Origin of the sequence: Novosphingobium sp. 63-713, from assembly GCF_001898925.1 — a bacterium.
Taxonomy (GTDB): domain Bacteria; phylum Pseudomonadota; class Alphaproteobacteria; order Sphingomonadales; family Sphingomonadaceae; genus Novosphingobium.
This window is the reverse complement of sequence record NZ_MKVS01000019.1, coordinates 80,827-101,038: the sequence shown is the minus strand read 5'-3', so window position 1 is coordinate 101,038 and position 20,212 is coordinate 80,827. Positions and strand designations below refer to the sequence as shown.

Genomic DNA, 20,212 nt, shown 5'->3' with positions numbered 1-20,212 from the left:
CCCCTGTTGGCGGTCCGGCCCTTTTCATGCCCTGATGCAACAGGGCGGCCGGACGCGATCGGCCCCGGCGCCGCATCCGGCACCGACCGTTTTGCATGTAGAACTGTATGAAGCCGGGGCCTTGCGCATGATCGGCACGGCCCGGCACAGGCCGCAGTCATCGCCTCGATAGGCCCGCTGCGGCTTCTTTCTCCCTGATTATATTATCTTGTTCCTCCCCCTCATGTTTGTTCAAACCATATGTGCGGCGTGGCCAATCTTGCGCACCGCCACGGACGGATCGGCCAGAACCGCAGGATCGGGACGCAGGCCCTGTTCGATCATCCTGCGCGCGGCCCGCATGTCCGCGCCCGCATCAATGCCCACCGCCCCGGTCAGAACACCGTCCTCAAGCCCGAAGATCAGCCTTGGCCTTCCGTCCTCGCGGCGGGTGATCCAGTGGCGGGCGCTGGTGCGGCCCGCGACCTGATAATTGACGCCGAACTGATCGGTCCAATACCACGGCACTTCCTGCGCGCCGGTCTGGCCCGTCACCATCGCGCGCCCGGCCAAACCGCCCTGATGCAGGGCATTGGCCCAGGTTTCCTGACGCACCATGCCGCAGATGAAGGCGTGTTCCTGACGGGCAATATCGCCTGCGGCATAGATGGCGGGGTGGCTGGTGCGGCCTTGCGCATCGACCAGAATGCCGTCATCCATCGCCAGTCCGGCAGCGGCGGCCAGCTCATCATTGAGCGTCACGCCAATGCCGTAGACCACCAGATCGCCGGTAAAATCACCACCCTTCGCGCAGGTCAGGCGGACCTTTCCGCCATCCCGCAAGGCATCGGCCAGTTCCACCCCGCAATGCAGCGCCACATCATGATCGCGGTGCGCCTGCGCCAGCAGATTGGCCAGCGGCTCGGGCGCCCCGCGCGCCAGCAGGCGGGGCGCCCGCTCGATGACATCAACCGACAGGCCCAGAGCCGAGGCCGTGGCCGCCACCTCCAACCCGATGACCCCGCCGCCCACCACCAGCAGGCGGCGGCCCGGCACCAGCTCCGCGCTCAGGCGCCGCGCATCATCGGCGCTGCGCAAGACATGAGCCGCCTCGCCCAGTCGGTCGAGCAAGGGATAGCGCCGCGCACGCGCCCCTGTGGCGATCAGCAGCTTGTCAAAGCCGATGCTTTCGCCGCTGGCCAGTGTGACGACCTGCGCACCCGGATCAATGGCTGTCGCGGCCTGCCCCAGTTTCAGCTCAATGGCGCGGTCGGCGTAGAAATTGGCCGGATAGATCGGCGGGGCGACCCCATCGGCGCCGCGCAGCGCTTCCTTGGAAAGCGGCGGGCGTTCATAGGGCAGATGAGGATCATCGCCGATCATCACGATCCGGCCCGCAAAACCGGCCGCGCGCATGGCCGATGCCGCCGCCGTTCCGGCATGGCCCGCACCCAGAATGAGGAAGCAGGGCGCCGTCATACCGTCTCCGCCATGTTGCGCGCGGAAACCATGCCCATGCCCGCAATCCATTCGTCGATCGGGTGGTAATAGTGGCGCGTGGCGGCATAGGGTCCAATCGCCTGCATCGCGGCAAATGCGGCGACCCAGGCCCGGATCTCATGCCCGCCGCGCCCGCCGCGCGCGGAAATTTCCGCATCGCTCATGGTTTCAAAGCGGCCAAGGCGCCCGGCCAGAAAGTCCTCGATCAGCCCTTCATCCCATGCGGCATCAAGCGGCAGCGTCTCGCCCTTGGCCTCGCCGCGCGCCAGAGCCTCGCCCTTGGCCAGCACATTGGCCTGACGGCGCGCGCGCGCCTCGGGGGCGGGATTGCGCCCGGCGATCAGGAATTCCTCGACCTCGGGCCCCACATGCCCCATCTGCGGTGTGGGCGGATCATGGCTGAGCCCGCCCGAACCGATGATCAGCACCCGTTCGGAACGCCCGGCCAGAAAGCGCCCCACCGAAGCCCCCAGCGCCAGCGCGCGATGGACCGGCGGCAGCGGATGGGCCGCGCCATTGATGAAAATGGGCAGCACCGGATAGCGCGTCACATCGCGGGTCAGCAGCGCCAGCGGCTGGGTAAAGCCATGGTCGGCCTGCATCCGATAGGAATAGGCCAGATCCACGCCTTCATTCTGGACATGACGGACCAGATCGAGCGCCAGCGCCTCTGGCACCGGCAGGGCATCGGCCCAGTAATCCCAGTCTCCCGCCCCGCGCGCCCGCACGCCAAGGCAGAAGGGCGGCATCAGGTCATAGAAGAAACCATTGAAATGATCGGGCGCGAACATCACGATCAGTTGCGGATCAAAGGCTTCGACCTCACGCGCCAGATCGGCAAAGGCGGCGCGTGCGCCCGCTTCGACCTCGGGGGCGGGATGGATGAATTCCATCATCGGCGTGTGCGAGGCACAGATCAGGCGGATGTTGCTCACAGATCCAGCCCTCCGGCCACATGGCGGATGCCCCGGATGCCCAGCCCGCAATCGGCGTTGATGAAAACCCCGCTCAGCGTGCGATTGTCGGCCCGGCTGGCCAGCATGACATAGGGGCCGACGAAATCATCGGGATCGGGAAAGAATTGCAGCGGCAGGATCGCGCTGATCGCCTCGGGGCTGCGGCTGTCCATGATGCGCTGGTCTTGCTGGCCCAGTGCGGCCGCGCCGCGCAGGTCGCTGGCCATGCCGCTGGGGGCAACGGCATTGACGCGCACCTTGGGCGCCAGTTCATAGGCCAATTGGCGCACAAGGCCCACGCCCGCATGTTTGGAGGCGGTATAAAGCGGGCCGCCGCCGCCGGGATAGAAGGCCGAATTGGAAAGGGTGAAGATGATCGACCCCTCGCTTTCGATCAGCGCCTGCGCCGCCGCCTTCGCGCCCAGCAGATAGCCTTTCACATTGATGGCGAAGAGCTCGTCAAAGCCGCGCTCCAGCTCCTCACCGCTGCGCCCCACCAGCGTGGCGCCATGGTCCCAGATGGCCGCATTGCCGATGAAGCAATCGAGCCGCCCGAACCGCGCCAGGACCGCCTCCACCGCGCGGGCATTGTCGGCAAAGGAGCGCACATCGCCCTCCACTGCCAGCACCGCATCGGGATATTGCGCATTGAGCATCCCCACGCGCCCCGCGTCGCGCTCCAGCACGCCCACGCGCGCGCCCTCGGCCACGAAGCGGCGCAGGATCGCCAGCCCCAGCCCCGACCCGCCCCCAGTGATCAGCGCGACCTGTCCGGCAAGGCGGCTCACGCGGCGCTCTCCACCGTGACGTAGATCTCACCGTCCTCGATACTCACCGGATAGGTGGCCAGATCGATATAGGCGGGCTGGCTCAAGGCCTTGCCGGTGCGCAGACAGAAGCGTGCGGCATGGAGCGGGCATTCGACCGTGCAGTCATCCTCGATATAGCCATCGGCCATCGAGGCATCGCCATGGGTGCAAAGATCGGCCAGCGCGAAATATTCGCCGCCGACGTGAAACACCGAAACGGCAGGCTCGCTCTCGATGCGCTTTGCTTCGCCGGAGGGAAGGTCGGCGGCGGCGCAAACGTGGAATTTGGTCATGATGGGGGCTCGGATAATCAGAGGATAATCGACACATTCGCCGACATCAGCGTGAACTCGTCGAGTTCGAGGCGGCGGCGGGCGATGGTGAAGGTTTCGCCGCCATCGGCCGCGGCAATGCGCCGCAAAGTGTCGCGGCGGGTGCCGATAAAGCTGTGGTGGTCATGCGCCTTGGACGCGCGATGGACCAGATAGTTGCAGCCCACCACCAGCTCATCATCGGCCTGCGCCAGAACGCGCACATTGGTGACGAAATGGCGGGTGCGGCTGGCCGGTTCCTCGGCCCATGCCTGACCCGTTTCGACGCGGGCGACGCGGCGTTCGAGCTGATATTTGTCCTCGTGGAAAATATAGGTCGTGGGCGGGGCCCAGCCCCGGCGGCGATCGCGGAACTGCGCCAGCGAATTGGTGTCGAGCGTATATTCGATGTCATCGGCCAACAGGTCGAGCCATTCACGCAGCCGACGGTCATCGAGCAGCGCGGCCTCCAGATAGAGGAATTGCTCGACTTCATGCTGAAGATCGGCCGAAACGCGCAGCGGACGGGTCAGTTCATCAAGCATCGATCACCTCCTGCTCCCATGCGGCGCCCGCCGCCTCGATCTCGTTCCAGCTCTTGCCGGTCATCAGATCGACCCAGCGCTGGTAAAAACCGCGCGCGGCGGTTTCGGCGAAAGTGCCGTTGGTGATGCCCGGAATGCCGTCCTCGCGGCGCTCTTCGAAACCCAGGCCCATCTGCATGCAGAAATCGGTCTGGCGGGCCTTGTGGCCGCGCAGCACCTTTTGCACCTCGATCCAGTTTTCCGAATCGTCCTGTTCCAGAAAGCCCGCCGGGCCAAAGGCGCGCGCATGGCTCTTTTTCAGCGCTTCCTTCACCTCGGGCGGCGCGGCCTTGTCGGCGATGCAGAACACCCAGACCTCGATCCGTCCCGGCCCGCGCGGATGCCATACGCGCAGCGTCTGGGTGCCGTTGAGCCAGGAGAGCGTCGGAAACATCGTGTTATGCCCGGCCAGACGCAGCGCCCGCACCTTGCCAAGGCGCGCCTCGGCCTCGGGATAGGTTTCGCGGAAATAGGCCGAAACCTCGCCGCCCACCCAGACATTGGCATCGGCATTTTCGGTGAAGAAAAAGGCGCTGCCATGGCCCTTTCCGGCAAATTGCACGCCGCCAAGGCCGTTGGCCCATGCCGGGCGCTCGGTCTGGCCATCGCCCAGCGGGCTGCCGTCGGGCTTGTTCTGGGGCGTGGGCGCCAAAACCTGAATGGCCGAGGCATGGGTATAGGGGGCGTGATACTGATCGGAGCAAAATTGCTCGGCGGCGAATTTCCAGTTGCAGTCGATCATCCATTTATGGACGCCGCCCACCACCTCGGTGCCGCCCTCGCGCCGATCGAGAAAGCCGTCGAGATACCACGCCATATCGCCCAGATAGGTGACCAGATCAGGCGCGCTTTCATCCCAATTGGCGAAAATCAGACCCTTGTAGCTCTCGACGCGCGGCGCCTTGATCAGCCCCCATTTCGACTTGTCGAGCTTGCCGCGATAGGCTTCCTTTTCCAGCGGCACCGATTGCAGCGCGCCATCCACCTGATAGGCCCAGCCGTGATAGGGGCACGTGAAAGCCTTGGTGTTGCCGCTGTCGGCATGGCACAGTTTCATGCCGCGATGGCGGCACTGGTTCATCATCACCTGAACCGAGCCATCCTTTTGCCGGACCACCAGCACCGGGTCTTCGCCCATGAAAGTGTTGAAGAAATCGCCCGGATTGGGGATCTGGCTTTCATGCGCCAGGAACAGCCATGTACGGCCGAACACGCGCTCCAGTTCCAGTTCATACAATTGGGCATCGCTGTAAATGGCGGGTTTGACGGTGCCATTGCGCGAATCCACCAGCGATCGGATCTGATCGTCGTCCATGCTGCAACTCTCCCCGAAAATGGGGCCGGACGGGCCGGCTCTCTGGGCATGGAATTAACGGAGGGAGGCGCACCGCTGAAATACTTAATTCTTGCCAACTTATAGGCCATACCTATAAGTGGTGGATATGGAACTGCGCCATCTCCGCTATTTCGTCGCCGTGGCCGAAGCTCTCAGCTTTACCCGCGCGGCCCAGACGCTGCGCACCGCGCAACCCTCGCTCAGCCAGCAAATCCGTGATCTTGAATATGAAATCGGCACGCCCTTGCTCTATCGCGACAAGCGCAATGTCGCGCTGACCCCGGCGGGCAAAGTGTTTCTGGACGAGGCCAAGCTGGTGCTGGCCCAGGCCGAGCGGGCCAAGCTGCTGGCGCGCCGCGCGGGCGAGGATATGGGCAACACGCTTACCATCGGCTTTGTCCCGGCCGCCGAGGTCAAGATTTTTCCCCAGACGCTGACCATGCTGCGCGCGGAATTTCCCGCCACGCGAATCGTCATGCAATCGCTGACCACCTTCGAACAGCACGAGGCGTTGTCATCGGGGGCCATCGACTTTGGATTTCTGCGCCCGCCGGTCGATGATCCGTCCATTGACAGCATGGTGATCCTGCGCGAATCGCTGGTACTGCTGATGCCCGCCGATCATCCCTCCTGCTGGAGCAGCGAGGTATCGCTGAGCGCGATGGCCGACACGCCGTTTCTGCGCATTGCCAGTCGCCACGCGGGCAATCTGGGGCAGGTGATCGACGATCTGGCGCGGCGCGAAGACGTCACACTCAATGCCGTGCAGGAGGTCGAGAATGTGCTGACCCTGCTCACCCTGGTCAGCCTTGGCGTGGGTTTCAGCATCATGCCCGATTATGTGGCCCAGCTCAGCTTTCGCAATATCGTCACCCGCCCGCTGGCCGGGCCGACGGTCAGGGCCGAATTGATGGCAGCATGGCGGCGCGACAATGCCAAGCCTGAAGTGAAAGCGCTGGTGCGCAGGCTGCAGGAAATGCAGACCCACGAACTATAGGTTTTGCATCTTAATTGATCGCAAATTCGTATTGGAACCGCCCCGGCCTTTGACGGATGCCAGCGCCCACGGGCGATCCCTTGCGGACAGCCGTGACGGGAGAGAGAACCAGCACGGAAAAAACCATGGGATGCCCTTGAGCAAAGGAACATCCAGACATGACCCCCGCCTATAGCGAGACTTCCACCAGCCAGTTTGTTGACGTGAGCGTGGATGGTGCGCCCTATCGCATTCACTACAATGACATCGGCGCCGGCCAGCGCGCTGTTGTGATGCTGCACGGATCAGGCCCCGGCGCGACGGGCTGGGCCAATTTCAACCGCAACATCGATCCTTTTGTCGCCGCAGGCTATCGCGTGCTGCTGATCAACTGTCCCGGCTGGGGCCAGAGCGATCCGGTCGTTTGCACCGGATCGCGCTCGGAACTCAACGCCGGGGCGGTCAAGGGCGTGCTCGATGCGCTGGGGATCGAAAAGGCCGATCTGGTCGGCAATTCGATGGGCGGCCACAGCGCGGTCGCCTTTGCGCTGGCCAATCCTGCGCGCGTGGGCAAACTGGTGCTGATGGGCGGCGGCACGGGCGGCCCCAGCCTTTACGCACCGATGCCCACCGAGGGCATCAAGCTGCTGCAGGGGCTTTACCGCGACCCGATCATCGAAAAGCTCAAGGCGATGATGAATGTCTTTGTCTATGACGCCAGCGCGTTGACCGAGGCGCAGATGCAGATGCGGCTCGACAATATGCGCTCGCGCCTCGACCATCTGGAAAATTTCGTGAAAAGTCTGACCGCCAATCCGCGCCAGTTCCCCGATCAAAACGCGCGCCTGCATGAAATTGCCGCGCCCACGCTGATCGTCTGGGGCCGTGATGATCGCTTTGTGCCGATGGATGTGGGGCTGCGCCTGCTGGCGGGCATTCCCAATTCCCAGCTTCACGTCTTTGCCCGCTGCGGCCATTGGGCGCAGTGGGAACATGCCGATGTGTTCAATGAAATGGTGCTGAACTTCCTCAGCCGCTGAATGAAAAAGGCTGGCCTTTCCGGGGAAAGGCCAGCCTTTTTCTTTACCTTGCTCCCGCCAGATCGAGCGCGATATCGACGATCATGTCCTCCTGGCCGCCCACCATCTTGCGGCGGCCCACTTCGGCCAGGATGCTGCGCGTATCGACGCCGTAATCCTTCGCGGCCTTTTCGGCATGGCGCAGGAAGCTGGAATAGACCCCTGCATAGCCCAGCGTCAGCGTCTCGCGGTCCACCTGAACCGGGCGGTCCTGAAGCGGGCGCACCAGTTCATCGGCGGCATCCATCAGCGCATAGAGATCGCAGCCATGGTTCCAGCCATAGCGATCGGCCGCCGCGATAAAGACCTCAAGCGGCGCATTGCCCGCACCGGCCCCCATGCCCGCCAGCGAGGCATCAACCCGCACCGCGCCGTTCTGCACCGCGATCAGCGAATTGGCCACGCCCAGCGAGAGGTTGTGATGTGCATGGACTCCGCGCTGAGTCTCAGGCTTCAGCACGCGATCATAGGCCTGAAGGCGCGCGGCATAATCATCCATGTTCATCGCGCCGCCGCTGTCGGTCACGTAAACGCAATGCGCGCCGTAATCCTCCATCATTTTGGCCTGACCCGCCAGCGCTTCCGGGCTGGTCATATGGCTCATCATGAGGAAGCCGGAAACATCCATGCCCAGCCCCCGCGCCGCCTCGATATGCTGGCGGCTGACATCGGCCTCGGTGCAATGGGTGGCGATGCGCACGCTGCGCACGCCCATCTCATAGGCATGCTTCAGATCATGCACCGTGCCGATGCCGGGCAGCAGCAGCGTGGTCAGCACGCTATGCTCCAGCACCTCGGCCACCGCGCCGATCCAGTCCCAGTCGGTATAGGCGCCAAAGCCATAGTTGAAGCTGGAACCCTGCAACCCGTCGCCATGGGCCACCTCGATGGCGTCGACCTTGGCGCGGTCCAGCGCGCGGGCGATGGCCCGCACATGGTCGAGGCCATATTGATGGCGCACCGCATGCATCCCGTCGCGCAGGGTGACATCCTGAATATAGAGCTTTTGGCTCTTGGGATCAAAGCTCATGCCGGTTCTCCCGCGAAATGCCGAAGGGCGATTTTCTCGGCGGTCTTCAACGCCGCCGAAGTCATGATGTCGAGATTGCCCGCATAGGCAGGCAGATAATGGGCCGCGCCCTCAACCTCGAGAAACACCGTGACCTTGAGGCCGGTGAATTCGGTCTGGCCGGTGCCCGCCATTTCGGGAATGCGCAGCGGCGCGTTCGATCCGATATGTTCAAACTGCACCTGCTGCTTCATGCGATAGCCCGGCACATAGGCCTGCACATCGGCCACCATGTCGTGGATGCTCTGGCGAATGGCCTCGGGATCGGCCTCCTCGCACAGGCAATAGACCGTGTCGCGCATGATGAGCGGCGGCTCGGCGGGGTTGAGGATGATGATCGCCTTGCCCCGCGTGGCGCCGCCCACCTTGACGATGGCCTCGCTGGTGGTTTCGGTGAATTCGTCGATATTGGCGCGCGTGCCCGGCCCTGCCGATTTCGAGGAAATCGAAGCGACGATCTCGCCGTAATGCACCCGCGCCACGCGGTTGACCGCCGCGACGATGGGAATGGTCGCCTGACCGCCGCAGGTCACCATGTTGACATTGGGCGCGTCCAGATTGGCCTCGCCGTTGACCGGCGGGATCGTATAGGGGCCGATGGCCGCAGGCGTCAGGTCGATCACCCGCTTGCCATGGGCCTGCAGGATTTCGTTGTTGCGCTTGTGCGCGCCCGCGCTGGTGGCGTCGAACACGATGCCGATCTCAGCAAATTCGGGCATGGCGATCAGACCGTCAATGCCCTCATGCGTTACCGCCGCGCCCATCCGTTTGGCCCGGGCCAGACCGTCGCTGGCCGGGTCGATGCCCACCATCACGCCCATTTCCAGCACCTTCGACAGGCGCATGATCTTGATCATCAGATCGGTGCCTATGTTTCCCGATCCGATGATGGCCACTTTCGTCTTTGCCATGAGTTCTATTCCTTTGAATAGGTAAAGCTGCAGGCGCCGATGCCGCCCACACGGGCCACGACATGATCGCCGGGGTTAAGCGCCACCATCGGCCCCAGCGCGCCCGCCAGCACGATGTCGCCCGCACGCAGGGGTGCGCCCCGCGCCGCCAGCGTCCGCGCCAGCCATGCCGCCGCGTTCAGCGGATGACCCAGCGCCGCCGCACCCACGCCCACCGAGGCGATGGCGCCGTTCACTTCCATCACCATGCCCGCGGTATAAAGGTCGGTGCCTTCCAGCCCCCGCCCCTCGCCGGCCAGCACGAAGAAGGCCGAGGAGCCATTGTCGGCCACCGTATCGGAAAAGGTGATCTTCCAATCGGCAATGCGGGAATCGACGATCTCGATCGCGGCATGGACGCCCGATACGGCGGCGGCCACATCATCGGCCGTGGCCTCGGGCGAGAGCAGATCGGCCCCCAGCACAAAGGCGATTTCCGCCTCGGCCTTGGGCTGAAGGCAGCGCGCCGGATCGAGGAAGCCGCCATCGGCCACCTGCATATCGTCGAACAGCGCGCCGAAATCGGGCTGGTCCACGCCCAGTTGCTTTTGCACCGCCCTGGCCGTCAATCCGGCCTTGCGCCCCACGATGCGGCGGCCCTGCTCCTGCCAGAAACGTGTGTTGATCTCCTGAACCGCATAGGCCCCGGCAATGTCCACCGGTTCGAGATAATCGCGCAGCGGAGGCACCGCTCCGCCGCTGTAGGCTTCGCGCAACAGGCGCGCCGCAGCTTGATGATTGTCGCTCATATCGTCCTCTTCCAGACCGTGTTTGCGCAGATAGGCCGCATGAGGTCTTGGCACCAGAGCGGGTCGGAGCTATCTTCTCACCATATGAGAAATGGAACGCCAACCCTTTCCGCCACCAGCCGCGCGCTGGCCATGCTGGAGGCCGTGATTGCCGATGGCGGCCTTTCCACGGTCTCCGCGCTGGCCCGCGCGCAGGCCATGCCTGCGGCCACGGCCCATCGCCAGATCGCAACGCTGGTGGCCGAGGGCTTTCTGGCCCCGATGGGCGGGGGCAGGCATCGCGCCGGACCGCGCCTGCGGGCGATGCTGGCCCAGGTCGATGACCGCCAGGTGATGGCCCATGCCGCCGCGCCGCTGCTCCATCGTCTGGCAGTCCGCTTTGGCGGCGTGGCCCAGATGGGTACGCTGGAGAACGATATGGTGACCTATCGCGTCAAAACCGGCGAGAATGCGGGCGACTTGTTCACGCGGGTCGAGATGCAGCTTGAAGCCTATTGCTCGGGCATGGGCAAGGTGCTGCTGGCCCATCTGCCGGTCCGCGAACGTGAGGCCTATCTGGCGGGCGGACCATTTGTGGCGTTGACGCCGAACACGATCACCGATCCGGCCGATCTGGCGCGCGAATTGGCCTGTGTTGCCAATCAGGGCTATGCGCTAGATCGCGGCGAGATCGTGGCGGATCTTTCCTGCATGGCCGTGCCCGTGCATCAGGCGGACGGATCGGTGGTGGCCGCGATCTCGCTCTCGCGCCATGGCCCCGGGGGCGCTGATCCGCGCATCCTCAAGGCCCTGCGCGATACGGCCCGCGCGGTCGAGCGGGCCTGCCATTCCCCCTCGGCCTGAAGGCGGGCAACGCAGGACCATATGCGCGCATCCGACGGCTCCCGGCCTCCTAACCTGCGTTAGGAGGCGCGGAACCTTCCTTCGCCCCTGCTTTTCCCGCCATAGGCAGCAAGCAAGGGGATCAGTGATGCAGCAGGATATGGCAAGCAGCCCCTATATCATCGGCCTGCGCGAAAGCCTGCGCGGCGCGGCCCTGTCTTCATGCGGAAGCCTGCAACTGGGCGATCTGGATATGGAGATCCTCGCGGATGACAATGGCGTCTGGGGCGTGGCGCGGCGAGAGGGCGCGGGCGGCCTGGCCATACGTATGGTCTATGCCCCCGGCGCAAAGGTCCGCTGCCGCAAGCTGCACAGCGAGGGCGCCGACCACCGGATTGATGTGAAAAGCGCGCTGGGCCGACACAGGATCACGCTGCATACCGATGGCGGCGATCCGCACCGGCTGCGCATCACGGTGTCGCTGCGGGCCGCCGAGCCGCTGCTCATCCCCTTCATGCCGCGCGATCTGGTGCCACTGGATGCCCAGGATGATCCTCTCGGCGCGCGGGGCAATGTCGAGGCGGCGCAGCGCGGACTCAACGCCGGTCTCGTCTATTTCCATATCGACGAGCCGCCCTTCGGCAATGTGCTCTATCTTCAGAACCTGACCGCGCTTAACGCCTATTTCGACGCCACGCAGACCAAACCCGATGGGGCCGTGGGCGGCCTGTGGCCCGAACTGGGCTATCTGTTGCCCACGCCCGCGCAGAGCGGGACACCGCCCTCATCGCCCCTGCCCGCCGATCAGGAGATCACGATCAGCGATGCGATCCTGGTCTTTCACGATGACATACCGGGCGAACATCACCAGTCGGCCCGGCAATTCATCCGGATGCTGGGCGCGGCCTATCCCTGGCTGCAAGCCCCGGCGCCGCAATGCCATGACTGGATATGGCGCGCGGAAAAGACGCTGGCCGATCTGGAAAGCTCGCCCAAGGCCCTGATACGCCACTACGATCATCTCTATGCCCATCCCTACACCGCCGTGGAATATCCCGACAGCATGGTACAGCTCTCGCTGCTGGCCGCGATGCGCGATTACACAAAATGGCGCGGACGTCCTGCGGCCATCGAGGATGACTTCACCGCCGGGCTGGAGCAGTTTTTCGACACCAAACTGGGAGCGCTGCGGCGCTATCTGCCCGATGTGGGGGCGGACAAGGATGCCGATGCGGTCGACAGCTGGTATCTCTATCATCCGCTGATGAACCTTGCCCGGCTTGCGCTGGGCGGCGATGAACGGGCGCGGGACCTGTTCCTGCGCTCCATCGACTTTGCCATCAAGGCAGCGCATCATTTCGATTATTGCTGGCCGGTGCAATTCAACATCACCAATTTTGCCGTGATCCTGCGCAATGCCCCTGCCGATGGGCGCGGGCAAACCGATGTGGGCGGCCTTTACGCCTGGGTGATGCTGCAGGCTTTCGAGCTGACCGGGGAGGACCGTTTTCTGGCCGAAGCCAAGGCCGCGCTCGATGCCTGCGCGGATCTGCGCTTCAACATCAATTATCAGGCCAATCTGACCGCATGGGGCGCGGCGGCCTGTCTGCGGCTGTGGCGGATGACCGGGCTGGATTGCTATGGCGATCAGGCCCATGTCTTTCTGGCCAGCTTTTTTCACAACAGCGTCCTGTGGGAATCCGAGATCGACCGGGCCAGCGCGTATAATGTGTTCTTGGGCGTCACCTGCCTTCAGGATGCGCCCTATATGGCGGTCTATGAGTGTTTCGACAGTTTCACCGCCTTTGAACATTGCCTGCGCGAGAGCGGCGAGGAGCTGGATCCGGCCGCGCGCCTGCTGATGGGCGAATATTGCCGCTATGCGCTGGACCGGGCGTGGTTCTATTACCCCGACACCTTGCCGCCGGGTCTGCTGGCCACATCCAGCCGCAACGGGCATATTGATCCTTCGCTCTCCTTTCCGCTGGAGGATCTCTATGTCGATGGCCAGCCCGCCGGACAGGTGGGGCAGGAAATCTATGGCGCAGGGGCCGCTTTCATCTTTGCCAGCCGCATGTTTCATCGCGTTGAAGGCGCCCCCTTCCACCTGTTCTGCGACCAGTTCCTGCAGCACTATGCGTGCGGATCGAACGGGGCGGGCGGATCGGATGGGCAGATCAGCTTTGCCCCGTCCGGCCATGGCGAGGCCGAGGCGCATCTCGCCCTGATCCGCCATGCGCGTGAGCCGATGCCGCAGATAAGTCTGGAAACGGAGGAGGGAGAGCGCATCGAACGAGCGGCCATGACCGATGATCGCATCAACTATCGCCTTGCCGCCAACGGCCGTTTGACGTTGCGCTGGGCAAGGCAGGCGGGATGACCGTCGTCCCCGCTCTCTGCCCGCGCGCTCGGGAGAGGTGAATGGACTGGCTGCCTGCGCTGATCGGTCCTGACGATGGAAACCTGAATGTGTCGCAGGCCTGCGCGCGGGCCGCCGTGCTGTTTTTCTTCGGCATCCTGTGCATGCGCATTACCGGGCGACGGAGTTTTTCCGGCCTCACCCCTCTGGATGTCTTCGTCGCCATCGTCATCGGATCAAACATCAGCCGGGTGATGATCGGCAAGGTGCCCGTCGTGCCATCGCTCTGCGCCACTGCGCTGATCGCTCTGCTGCACCGGCTGCTGGCGCTGGCCACGGTGCGGTCCTCGACTCTTGGGCTTTTCCTGAAAGGGCGCCCCCAGATTCTGGTCCGCAATGGCGCTGTTATCCCGGCGGCCCTGCGGCGGCATAATGTCAGCAAGGAGGATCTCGATGAAGCCCTGCGGCTGGGCGGACTGGAGCATGTGGAGCAGGCAAAACTGGTCACATTCGAGCGCGGCGGCAGGATCAGCGTGATTGCCCGCGATGGATAGGGTCCTGCTTTCAAGGCCCCCGTTGTACAGGCAGATCCACGATGCGAAAGACCGCCCCCGATCCGGCATCGCGAACAAGATCGACGCGGCTGCCATCCCAATGATAGTCAAGATGCCGCCCCTGCACGGGGTCCGAGGCGCCGTCCGGATAGAACAGGGCAACGCATTGCCCGCCGGCATGACGGATGCTGGGATAGGCGATGCCGTCCGATCCTGCCGCCCTGAGGCCCGCCGCCAAGGCCTGGGATGCCGCATAGCTGTCCGGGTCCAGAACCGCCCAATAGGCGTGCGCTTGCGATCTCAGATCATGCAGATCGGCCGCGACGGTCAAGGTGATCTCGCGGAACTGCGATGTCCAGCCGGGCTTTTCGCCGGTTCGCGCCATAAAGCGGGCGTGATGATGGATCGTCTCGAACAGCGCGGTCTCGAAACGGTCCGCCACATACAGCACCCCATAGCGGCCATCGGCAAAGCGGCTGGGGCGATCCGGGCTGATATGGGTGAAAGGCGCCATCAGGAAAGAGGCGCCATGCCCGCCGATCCGGCGCTCGACAGGGACAAGATCCAGATTGCCGATTGTCGCCATGATGCGCGGGTTGGTCTTCTGCTCGGCCGAAATGAGGAGCGGCCAGTCGGCCGGATCCGCAATATCCTCGAACAGATCGATCGGCGGAAAAGCGCTGCGGATGATCCGGACGGCCCCCGCCCACTCCACCCGCGAAACCGGCATGCCATCCGTCTGGATCACCAGCCGCCACGCTCGGCATCAAGGTAGCGGCGCACACGCATGATGTCGGTCAGTTCCCCTCCCAGCATCACCTCAAGCGCGCTGACCCCGCCAAAGGCCGCGTTGGCGGCCCTGATCCAGGCATAGCCGCGCGCGCTTTCCAGAAAGATGATCCGAAGCGCCTTGTGGATACCCATCAGGTTGGAAAGGCGCGCCCGCCCGTCGCGCGAAAAGCGCCCGGCGCCTTCAGCCTTCCACCGCCGATAGGACCGGACCGGCATGTCGAGCAGGGTGGCCGCCTGTTCGTCGGTCAGTTCCCATTTGCCGAACAGGTTGAGGGCCGCCCTGAACATGGCCGCGGCTTCATCCTGCGTGATCGGATCGGGGCGAAAGGCGGGAACGGCGGTATCAACGGGTTGCAAAGCCAGCATGGCAAATCTCCATATGGCCCCATATAGGCCAAAGGATGCCATTTGGCAATCTCCGTTCCGGCGCGTTCAGGCCTTCATCTTGGGCAGGGTGAAACAGGCCAGACAGCCGCCCGAGGGCACATGATCGAGCCAGACCTGTCCTCCATGCGATTCAATGATGGTCCGACAGATCGACAGGCCCAATCCCTGATCCGACGCGCTCGGCCTGCTGCCAAAACCTGCCAGAGCATGGCGGCCATCGACATGCGGCGCCGGACCATTGTCCATGACCACCGCGCGCAGGAAATGGTCATCATGGTCCTTGATAAAGACATCGACATAGGCCGAACTGCGGCCCGATACGGCATGGACCGCATTGCTGATCAGATTGACCAGAACCTGCGCGATCTGGATCGGATCGACCAGCACGCGCGCCTCGCCGTCATAGGGCGCCGCACCGACCAGCACCTCATGCTCCCTGGCATGGGGCTCGGCCAGCGCCAGCGCCTCCTGCACGATGGCATCAAGGCGGGCGGGCACTTTCTCGATCTCGCCATGGCGGATGAAGGAGCGCATCTTGCGGATGATATCGCCCGCCCGCGCGGCCAGATGGGCCACCTCGTCAAGCGAGGCGATCACATCCTCGCGCGTTTCTCCGGGCAACAGCGCCCGTGCCGTCTGGCTGTTGAGCAGGATCGCGGCGAGGGGCTGGTTCAATTCATGCGCCAGCGTGCTGGCCATGGTTTCCATGGCATTCACGCGCGAAAGATGCGTAACCTGCGCCTGTAATCGCTCCATCGTGGCCTGCGCGGCCAGATGCTCCGTGATGTCCTCGACATAGATCGTGTAAATGGCCCCGCCATCGTAATAGAGCCGTGAAAAGCGGGTGCGCCCGGTGAAGGTCGATCCATCCTTGCGCAGAAATTCCAGCGCGCCGACCTCGATCGTCCCTTCAAAGGCTGTGCCGCGCAGATGGCCGTAGCGCTGCATGACCAGCACCCGCGACAGTTCGGTCAGCAGGAGCAGGCCCGATTGCCCGATCAGATCCTGTGCATCCCATCCAAACAGCACCTCGGTCTTGCGGCTGACCGCCGTGACGATCCAGTCATCATCGACCAGCGTCGTGGCAAAGGGCACGCTTTCCAGGATCGAGGTGTGATAACGCATGTTGACCGTCAGCCGGTCGATCAGCGCATGTTCCGCCGTCACGTCACGCCCGACGGCAAAGGCGCCGATGATCGCCCCATCGCCGTCGCGCACCGGCCCGATCGTATAGCGGCCCAGCCATTGCTCGCCCGTATCGAGGCGACGCATACGGTAATCGGCGCCGCGCGTGGTTTCCCCCGCCAGCGCCCTTTTCACCAGTTCGTAGCTGTCATCGGGCATCCCCTCGCTCAGCGCGACGCGCTCGATCGGCCCCCATCCTTCCTGCAGCGCAAGTTTCCATTCCGCCTTGTTGGGAAAGCGATTAAATTGGGCGCAGGCCGAATTGCAGTCCACCGCCACGCCATGCACATCGAACACCATCAGGGCCTCGTCGATATGCTCGATGGCCTCTTCCATCAGCCTGTGGCGCATGATCTTGTCATCGCCCAAGGCAATCGGATCACTCATGTGGTTCATCGGCGTGCCATGCCGCTAAAATACATCATGACAATTATCCGTGCAGACCCGTTCTTGTTCTCAGCCCGCCCCGAGCGGTGATTCACGCCCGAGACCGGCCTGCCCAACCTGTTGACAACGCCGGGACTCCGGGCGCCATTCGTAACATTCCCAATAGGGGGCTTGCGTAAAGCGGGAAAAAGCCTGTCAAGACCGCGTTCAGCGGTCATGGAACACCCCGGAAGCCGCCGCCCGAACCGGGGCAAGCCCCCGTTTTGTGGCGATGCGATAAGTCCTTTGCCAGACATCATCCGACCCCAGACCCGCGGCAAAGGCAATCCGCAGCGTATCGGCGAAATTGGTCAGGTCCAGCTTGCTCATCAGATTGGCGCGGTAAACCTCGACCGTCCTGACGCTGATGCCCAGATCAAAGGCGATGGTCTTGTTCGGATAGCCGCAGGCAAGACCGTCTAGCACCTGCCGCTCGCGATCGGTTAGGCCGGCGATCCGTGTTTTGGCCAAAAGCTGCTGCTCCGCCCGCGTTTCGCGATCATGCATATAGCTGAAGCCGGTGCGGATCGCCTGAAGCAGCTTTTCGCGGTCGCATGGCTTTTCCAGAAAGTCGACCGCCCCGGCCTTCATCGCCCGCACCGACAAGGGCACATCGCCATGGCCGGTCAGCATGATGACCGGGAAATCCAGCCCCTCGCGGGCCATGCGCGCCTGAACCTCCAGCCCGTCGATCCCGACCATGCGAATGTCGAGCAGAACGCAGCCGCGCGCCTCACGCGATACGCCTTTGAGGAAACTCTCGCCATCGGGCCAGCGTTCGACGGCATAACCGGCGTTGCGCAAAAGAAAATCAAGCGATCGCCGCATGGAATCTTCATCATCTACAACATGAACGATCTGCCTCTCAGTCATTGTTGAACTCCTCCGGACCCCGTATCACCATCGGAACTGTGAAATGAAACGCGGTTCCCCCTTCCGGCACGGTCTCGTGCCAGAGGATGCCGCCATGGGCTTCGACAATCGCGCGGCAAATCGACAGGCCAAGCCCCATGCCCGTCGATTTGGTCGTGGAGAATGGATCGAACAGGGCGCTGGCAATGTCGGGGGCAATGCCAGGGCCGTTGTCGATCACGGAAATTCGCATCATGTCCCACTGCTCGGTGGCGGTGATGGTGATGGTGCCATTGGCCCCCACCGCCTCGATCGCATTGCGCAGCAGGTTGACCAGCACCTGCTGGATCTGAACCCGGTCGATCAGCACCGGATTGACATCATCGGGCATGACCACCCGACAAACGACATTGGGCTGCGCGCTGCCGGGCATGACCAGCGCGCAGGACTGTCTGGCCAGCAGATCGGGCTGTTCGCGGCTCAGCGCCAGTTCGCCCCGCGCAATGAATTCGCGCAGCCGCTGGACGATGGCGCCCGCACGCAGCGCCTCCTGTCCGGCCGCGGCCAGAGCATCGCACATCGCGTCTGCGGATTTGCTGTCGCCCTGTTTCGCCATCTGGGCGCAGGCCTGAACATAATTGGTGATCGCGGCCAGCGGCTGGTTGAGATCATGGGCCAGCGCCGTCGCCATCGTGCCCACCGCCCAGATGCGCGAGAGGCGGGCCAACTCGTTCTGCAATTCGCGCAGTTGCGCATCGGCCCGCTCGCGCCTTGTCAGATCGCGCATGAAGCCGGTGAACACCCGCCGGTCGCCCAGCCGGGCCTCGCCCACAGCCAGTTCGAGCGGCAGGGTCGAGCCATCCTTGCGCCGCCCGATGACCCGGCGCGAATGGCCCACCACATTCCCATGGCCCGACGCGCCGTAACAGGCCATTTCATCGCCATGGCGCATCGCATCGGCCTCCACCATCAACAGGCCGACATCATGGCCCAGCACCTCGGGCACGCTGTAGCCGAACAGTTTCTCGGCCGCAGCGCTGAAGGACTGGATCGCGCCCGTCTCGTCAATCACCACCATCGCATCGGGAATGGTTTCCAGGATCAGGCGCATCTGCGTTTCATTGGCCGCGATCATCCGCCGCCATTCGTCCTCATCGGTGATGTCATGCACCACCCGACCAAAACCGATCAGCACGCCATGTTCATCGCGGATGCGGCTGAGCGTGGCGTCGGCCAGAAAGTGGCTGCCATCCTTGCGCAATTGCAGCGAGCGATCCCGAAACGAACCATCGCGCGCGGCCTTGGCCAGTTGGAGGCGCGGCCGCCCGGCGGCATTGTCGAGCGCGTCGAACAGGCGCTCGTAATGGCGGCCGAGCATTTCCTCCTCATGCCAGCCAAACAGGCGCCGCGCCCCGTCATTCCACATCGACACCCGCCCTTCCGGGTCGAGCATGTAGATCGCATAATCCTGCACATTGTCGATCAGCAGGTCGAGCTGCCGCTTGACGGCGCACGCGCGCTCATCCTTCTGCACAATGCCCGTCAGCTTTTGTGTAAAGAGCATCACGCCGCCGATCCCGCCCTCGGGCAGCCGCCAAGGGACGATCTCCCACTGGATCCAATCGCTCGAGCCGTCGCTGCGCCTGAAACGCTCCAGATCGCAATGCAGCGTTTCACCGGCCAGCGCACGGCGATGGATCTCGCGCCATTGCTCGTCGATTTCGGGGAAAACCGCGTAACAGGAACGCCCTATGACCGACTGTCCTTCGAGGTCATAATCGGCCAGCCAGCGCTGGCTGCAGGCGATATAGCACATGTCGCGGTCGAACATCGCCACGGCGGCGGGAACATGTTCCAGAAACAACGCCCACGTAGGTCTCGCAATTTCAAGGTTTCCCAAAACCATCCGCTGCCCCCCCCGCTATTTCATCGAGGCCCGTTCGTCCGGGCTTTTCGAGCAATCTCCACCTTCATTTTCAAAGACGCCGCCCCAGCCGAACGATCGTGGCCTCCTCAAGCGCGGATCGTCCGAATGCGGATGTAACCGGTGAAACGCGGAGGGGCGTGTGGCTATCCGTATTAATGCTAGGTTCAACCAATAGTAGCATTAACCATCAAGGTCCAGAGTCATCATGGAGCCTATCCTTTAAGGCGCGTTATAGGGCGCGCCTTTAGGCAACCTTTGCGCGATGCCATCAAGTTAATGGCAAACAGAATCTTATTTTTTATCCATTTTTCGTCTTTGCGCCCGACACCCTGCCCCTTAATGCAAGTCACCGGGTCTATCCGTCTGGCGGATATTAACTCTACTGCACGCTCGCAGGCCTGTGGTCAAAGTGGGACAGTGTGACAAAAATTTCCGCCGTTGATGCCACCCCTCGGCCTGCCTTTGCGCCCCTCGTATGTTTGCGGATCGCTGCGCGTGATGGGGCCGGGCACATTGTGCGCGGCAGGTAATTCGTATCGCCCCCACCCCCGCCGCCATGCGGATTGCCTGCTACCGTTCGACCGCCAACGGCTTTCCTCCCCCGAAGCCG

General features: G+C 63.5%; 19 protein-coding genes. 5 read left to right on the top strand and 14 right to left on the bottom strand.

Annotated elements, in window-relative coordinates; genetic code table 11:
* Positions 1 to 231 precede the first annotated feature (231 nt).
* The 6 genes from BGP00_RS08750 to hcaE are packed head-to-tail and all read right to left on the bottom strand — an operon-like array spanning position 232 to position 5,454.
* Positions 232 to 1,458, bottom strand: a complete 1,227-nt coding sequence (locus tag BGP00_RS08750) for an FAD-dependent oxidoreductase (protein ID WP_292690419.1) — start codon at positions 1,456 to 1,458, stop codon at positions 232 to 234.
* Positions 1,455 to 2,414, bottom strand: coding sequence for a 3-carboxyethylcatechol 2,3-dioxygenase (locus tag BGP00_RS08745; RefSeq protein ID WP_292690416.1), 960 nt, complete (start codon positions 2,412 to 2,414; stop codon positions 1,455 to 1,457). The genes BGP00_RS08750 and BGP00_RS08745 overlap by 4 nt, the downstream gene beginning before the upstream one ends.
* Positions 2,411 to 3,223 carry a 3-phenylpropionate-dihydrodiol/cinnamic acid-dihydrodiol dehydrogenase gene (gene hcaB, locus BGP00_RS08740; protein ID WP_168601966.1) on the bottom strand — a complete coding sequence of 271 codons (813 nt, stop codon included), beginning with the start codon at positions 3,221 to 3,223 and terminating at the stop codon, positions 2,411 to 2,413. The genes BGP00_RS08745 and hcaB overlap by 4 nt, the downstream gene beginning before the upstream one ends.
* Complete coding sequence (hcaC, locus tag BGP00_RS08735; protein ID WP_168601967.1) at positions 3,220 to 3,537, bottom strand: 3-phenylpropionate/cinnamic acid dioxygenase ferredoxin subunit; 318 nt, start codon at positions 3,535 to 3,537, stop codon at positions 3,220 to 3,222. The genes hcaB and hcaC overlap by 4 nt, the downstream gene beginning before the upstream one ends.
* 17 nt (positions 3,538 to 3,554) lie before the next feature.
* Positions 3,555 to 4,100: a 3-phenylpropionate/cinnamic acid dioxygenase subunit beta gene (hcaF, locus tag BGP00_RS08730; protein ID WP_292690411.1), complete on the bottom strand. Its 546-nt coding sequence runs from the start codon at positions 4,098 to 4,100 to the stop codon at positions 3,555 to 3,557.
* Entirely contained in the window at positions 4,093 to 5,454 is a 1,362-nt protein-coding gene (gene hcaE, locus BGP00_RS08725) for a 3-phenylpropionate/cinnamic acid dioxygenase subunit alpha (protein WP_168601969.1), read from the bottom strand. Before hcaE ends, hcaF begins: the two co-directional genes overlap by 8 nt.
* A gap of 127 nt (positions 5,455 to 5,581) precedes the next feature.
* Between hcaE and BGP00_RS08720 the strand changes: the two genes are divergently transcribed.
* Positions 5,582 to 6,472, top strand: coding sequence for a LysR substrate-binding domain-containing protein (locus BGP00_RS08720; protein ID WP_292690408.1), 891 nt, complete (start codon positions 5,582 to 5,584; stop codon positions 6,470 to 6,472).
* 158 nt (positions 6,473 to 6,630) lie between these two features.
* Entirely contained in the window at positions 6,631 to 7,491 is an 861-nt protein-coding gene (locus BGP00_RS08715; protein WP_292690405.1) for an alpha/beta fold hydrolase, read from the top strand.
* Positions 7,492 to 7,534: 43 nt separating this feature from the next.
* Here BGP00_RS08715 and dmpG read toward each other — a convergent pair whose 3' ends face one another.
* The 3 genes from dmpG to BGP00_RS08700 are packed head-to-tail and all read right to left on the bottom strand — an operon-like array spanning position 7,535 to position 10,298.
* Complete coding sequence (gene dmpG / locus BGP00_RS08710; protein ID WP_292690404.1) at positions 7,535 to 8,560, bottom strand: 4-hydroxy-2-oxovalerate aldolase; 1,026 nt, start codon at positions 8,558 to 8,560, stop codon at positions 7,535 to 7,537.
* Positions 8,557 to 9,510 (bottom strand): acetaldehyde dehydrogenase (acetylating), encoded by a 954-nt coding sequence (locus BGP00_RS08705; protein ID WP_292690402.1) that lies wholly within the window; start codon positions 9,508 to 9,510, stop codon positions 8,557 to 8,559. Before BGP00_RS08705 ends, dmpG begins: the two co-directional genes overlap by 4 nt.
* 5 nt (positions 9,511 to 9,515) lie before the next feature.
* Complete coding sequence (locus BGP00_RS08700) at positions 9,516 to 10,298, bottom strand: fumarylacetoacetate hydrolase family protein (RefSeq protein ID WP_168601974.1); 783 nt, start codon at positions 10,296 to 10,298, stop codon at positions 9,516 to 9,518.
* A gap of 84 nt (positions 10,299 to 10,382) precedes the next feature.
* Here BGP00_RS08700 and BGP00_RS08695 point away from each other — a divergent pair, with 84 nt between their 5' ends.
* The 3 genes from BGP00_RS08695 (at position 10,383) to BGP00_RS08685 (ending at position 14,033) form a co-directional block, all read left to right on the top strand.
* Complete coding sequence (locus BGP00_RS08695) at positions 10,383 to 11,141, top strand: IclR family transcriptional regulator (RefSeq protein WP_292690400.1); 759 nt, start codon at positions 10,383 to 10,385, stop codon at positions 11,139 to 11,141.
* Between the two features lie 127 nt (positions 11,142 to 11,268).
* The gene (locus BGP00_RS08690) at positions 11,269 to 13,500 is read left to right on the top strand and encodes a hypothetical protein (protein WP_292690397.1); all 2,232 of its coding nucleotides are present in this window, start codon (positions 11,269 to 11,271) and stop codon (positions 13,498 to 13,500) included.
* 41 nt (positions 13,501 to 13,541) lie between these two features.
* Positions 13,542 to 14,033 carry a YetF domain-containing protein gene (locus BGP00_RS08685; protein ID WP_292690396.1) on the top strand — a complete coding sequence of 164 codons (492 nt, stop codon included), beginning with the start codon at positions 13,542 to 13,544 and terminating at the stop codon, positions 14,031 to 14,033.
* Positions 14,034 to 14,043: 10 nt separating this feature from the next.
* Here BGP00_RS08685 and BGP00_RS08680 read toward each other — a convergent pair whose 3' ends face one another.
* From BGP00_RS08680 to BGP00_RS08660, 5 genes are all read right to left on the bottom strand, one after another.
* A complete protein-coding gene (locus tag BGP00_RS08680; protein WP_168602144.1) occupies positions 14,044 to 14,763 on the bottom strand; it encodes an RES family NAD+ phosphorylase in 720 nt (239 codons plus the stop codon).
* Between the two features lie 14 nt (positions 14,764 to 14,777).
* Positions 14,778 to 15,191, bottom strand: a complete 414-nt coding sequence (locus tag BGP00_RS08675) for an MbcA/ParS/Xre antitoxin family protein (protein ID WP_292690393.1) — start codon at positions 15,189 to 15,191, stop codon at positions 14,778 to 14,780.
* Between the two features lie 66 nt (positions 15,192 to 15,257).
* Entirely contained in the window at positions 15,258 to 16,784 is a 1,527-nt protein-coding gene (locus BGP00_RS08670) for a PAS domain S-box protein (protein WP_292690390.1), read from the bottom strand.
* Between the two features lie 207 nt (positions 16,785 to 16,991).
* Positions 16,992 to 17,696 (bottom strand): response regulator, encoded by a 705-nt coding sequence (locus BGP00_RS08665; protein ID WP_292690388.1) that lies wholly within the window; start codon positions 17,694 to 17,696, stop codon positions 16,992 to 16,994.
* On the bottom strand, positions 17,689 to 19,539 hold the full coding sequence (locus BGP00_RS08660; RefSeq protein WP_292690386.1) for a PAS domain S-box protein: 1,851 nt from the start codon (positions 19,537 to 19,539) through the stop codon (positions 17,689 to 17,691). The genes BGP00_RS08665 and BGP00_RS08660 overlap by 8 nt, the downstream gene beginning before the upstream one ends.
* Positions 19,540 to 20,212: the final 673 nt, after the last annotated feature.

Coding starts and splice junctions, on each gene's coding strand:
- BGP00_RS08700 (WP_168601974.1), bottom strand. CDS start 10,298: ATGAGCGACAATCATCAAGCTGCGGCGCGCCTGTTGCGCGAAGCCTAC.
- BGP00_RS08690 (WP_292690397.1), top strand. CDS start 11,269: ATGCAGCAGGATATGGCAAGCAGCCCCTATATCATCGGCCTGCGCGAA.
- hcaE (WP_168601969.1), bottom strand. CDS start 5,454: ATGGACGACGATCAGATCCGATCGCTGGTGGATTCGCGCAATGGCACC.
- BGP00_RS08670 (WP_292690390.1), bottom strand. CDS start 16,784: ATGAGTGATCCGATTGCCTTGGGCGATGACAAGATCATGCGCCACAGG.
- BGP00_RS08715 (WP_292690405.1), top strand. CDS start 6,631: ATGACCCCCGCCTATAGCGAGACTTCCACCAGCCAGTTTGTTGACGTG.
- BGP00_RS08720 (WP_292690408.1), top strand. CDS start 5,582: ATGGAACTGCGCCATCTCCGCTATTTCGTCGCCGTGGCCGAAGCTCTC.
- hcaF (WP_292690411.1), bottom strand. CDS start 4,100: ATGCTTGATGAACTGACCCGTCCGCTGCGCGTTTCGGCCGATCTTCAG.
- BGP00_RS08680 (WP_168602144.1), bottom strand. CDS start 14,763: ATGCCGGTTTCGCGGGTGGAGTGGGCGGGGGCCGTCCGGATCATCCGC.
- BGP00_RS08685 (WP_292690396.1), top strand. CDS start 13,542: ATGGACTGGCTGCCTGCGCTGATCGGTCCTGACGATGGAAACCTGAAT.
- BGP00_RS08750 (WP_292690419.1), bottom strand. CDS start 1,458: ATGACGGCGCCCTGCTTCCTCATTCTGGGTGCGGGCCATGCCGGAACG.
- dmpG (WP_292690404.1), bottom strand. CDS start 8,560: ATGAGCTTTGATCCCAAGAGCCAAAAGCTCTATATTCAGGATGTCACC.
- BGP00_RS08695 (WP_292690400.1), top strand. CDS start 10,383: ATGAGAAATGGAACGCCAACCCTTTCCGCCACCAGCCGCGCGCTGGCC.
- BGP00_RS08665 (WP_292690388.1), bottom strand. CDS start 17,696: ATGACTGAGAGGCAGATCGTTCATGTTGTAGATGATGAAGATTCCATG.
- BGP00_RS08675 (WP_292690393.1), bottom strand. CDS start 15,191: ATGCTGGCTTTGCAACCCGTTGATACCGCCGTTCCCGCCTTTCGCCCC.
- BGP00_RS08705 (WP_292690402.1), bottom strand. CDS start 9,510: ATGGCAAAGACGAAAGTGGCCATCATCGGATCGGGAAACATAGGCACC.
- hcaC (WP_168601967.1), bottom strand. CDS start 3,537: ATGACCAAATTCCACGTTTGCGCCGCCGCCGACCTTCCCTCCGGCGAA.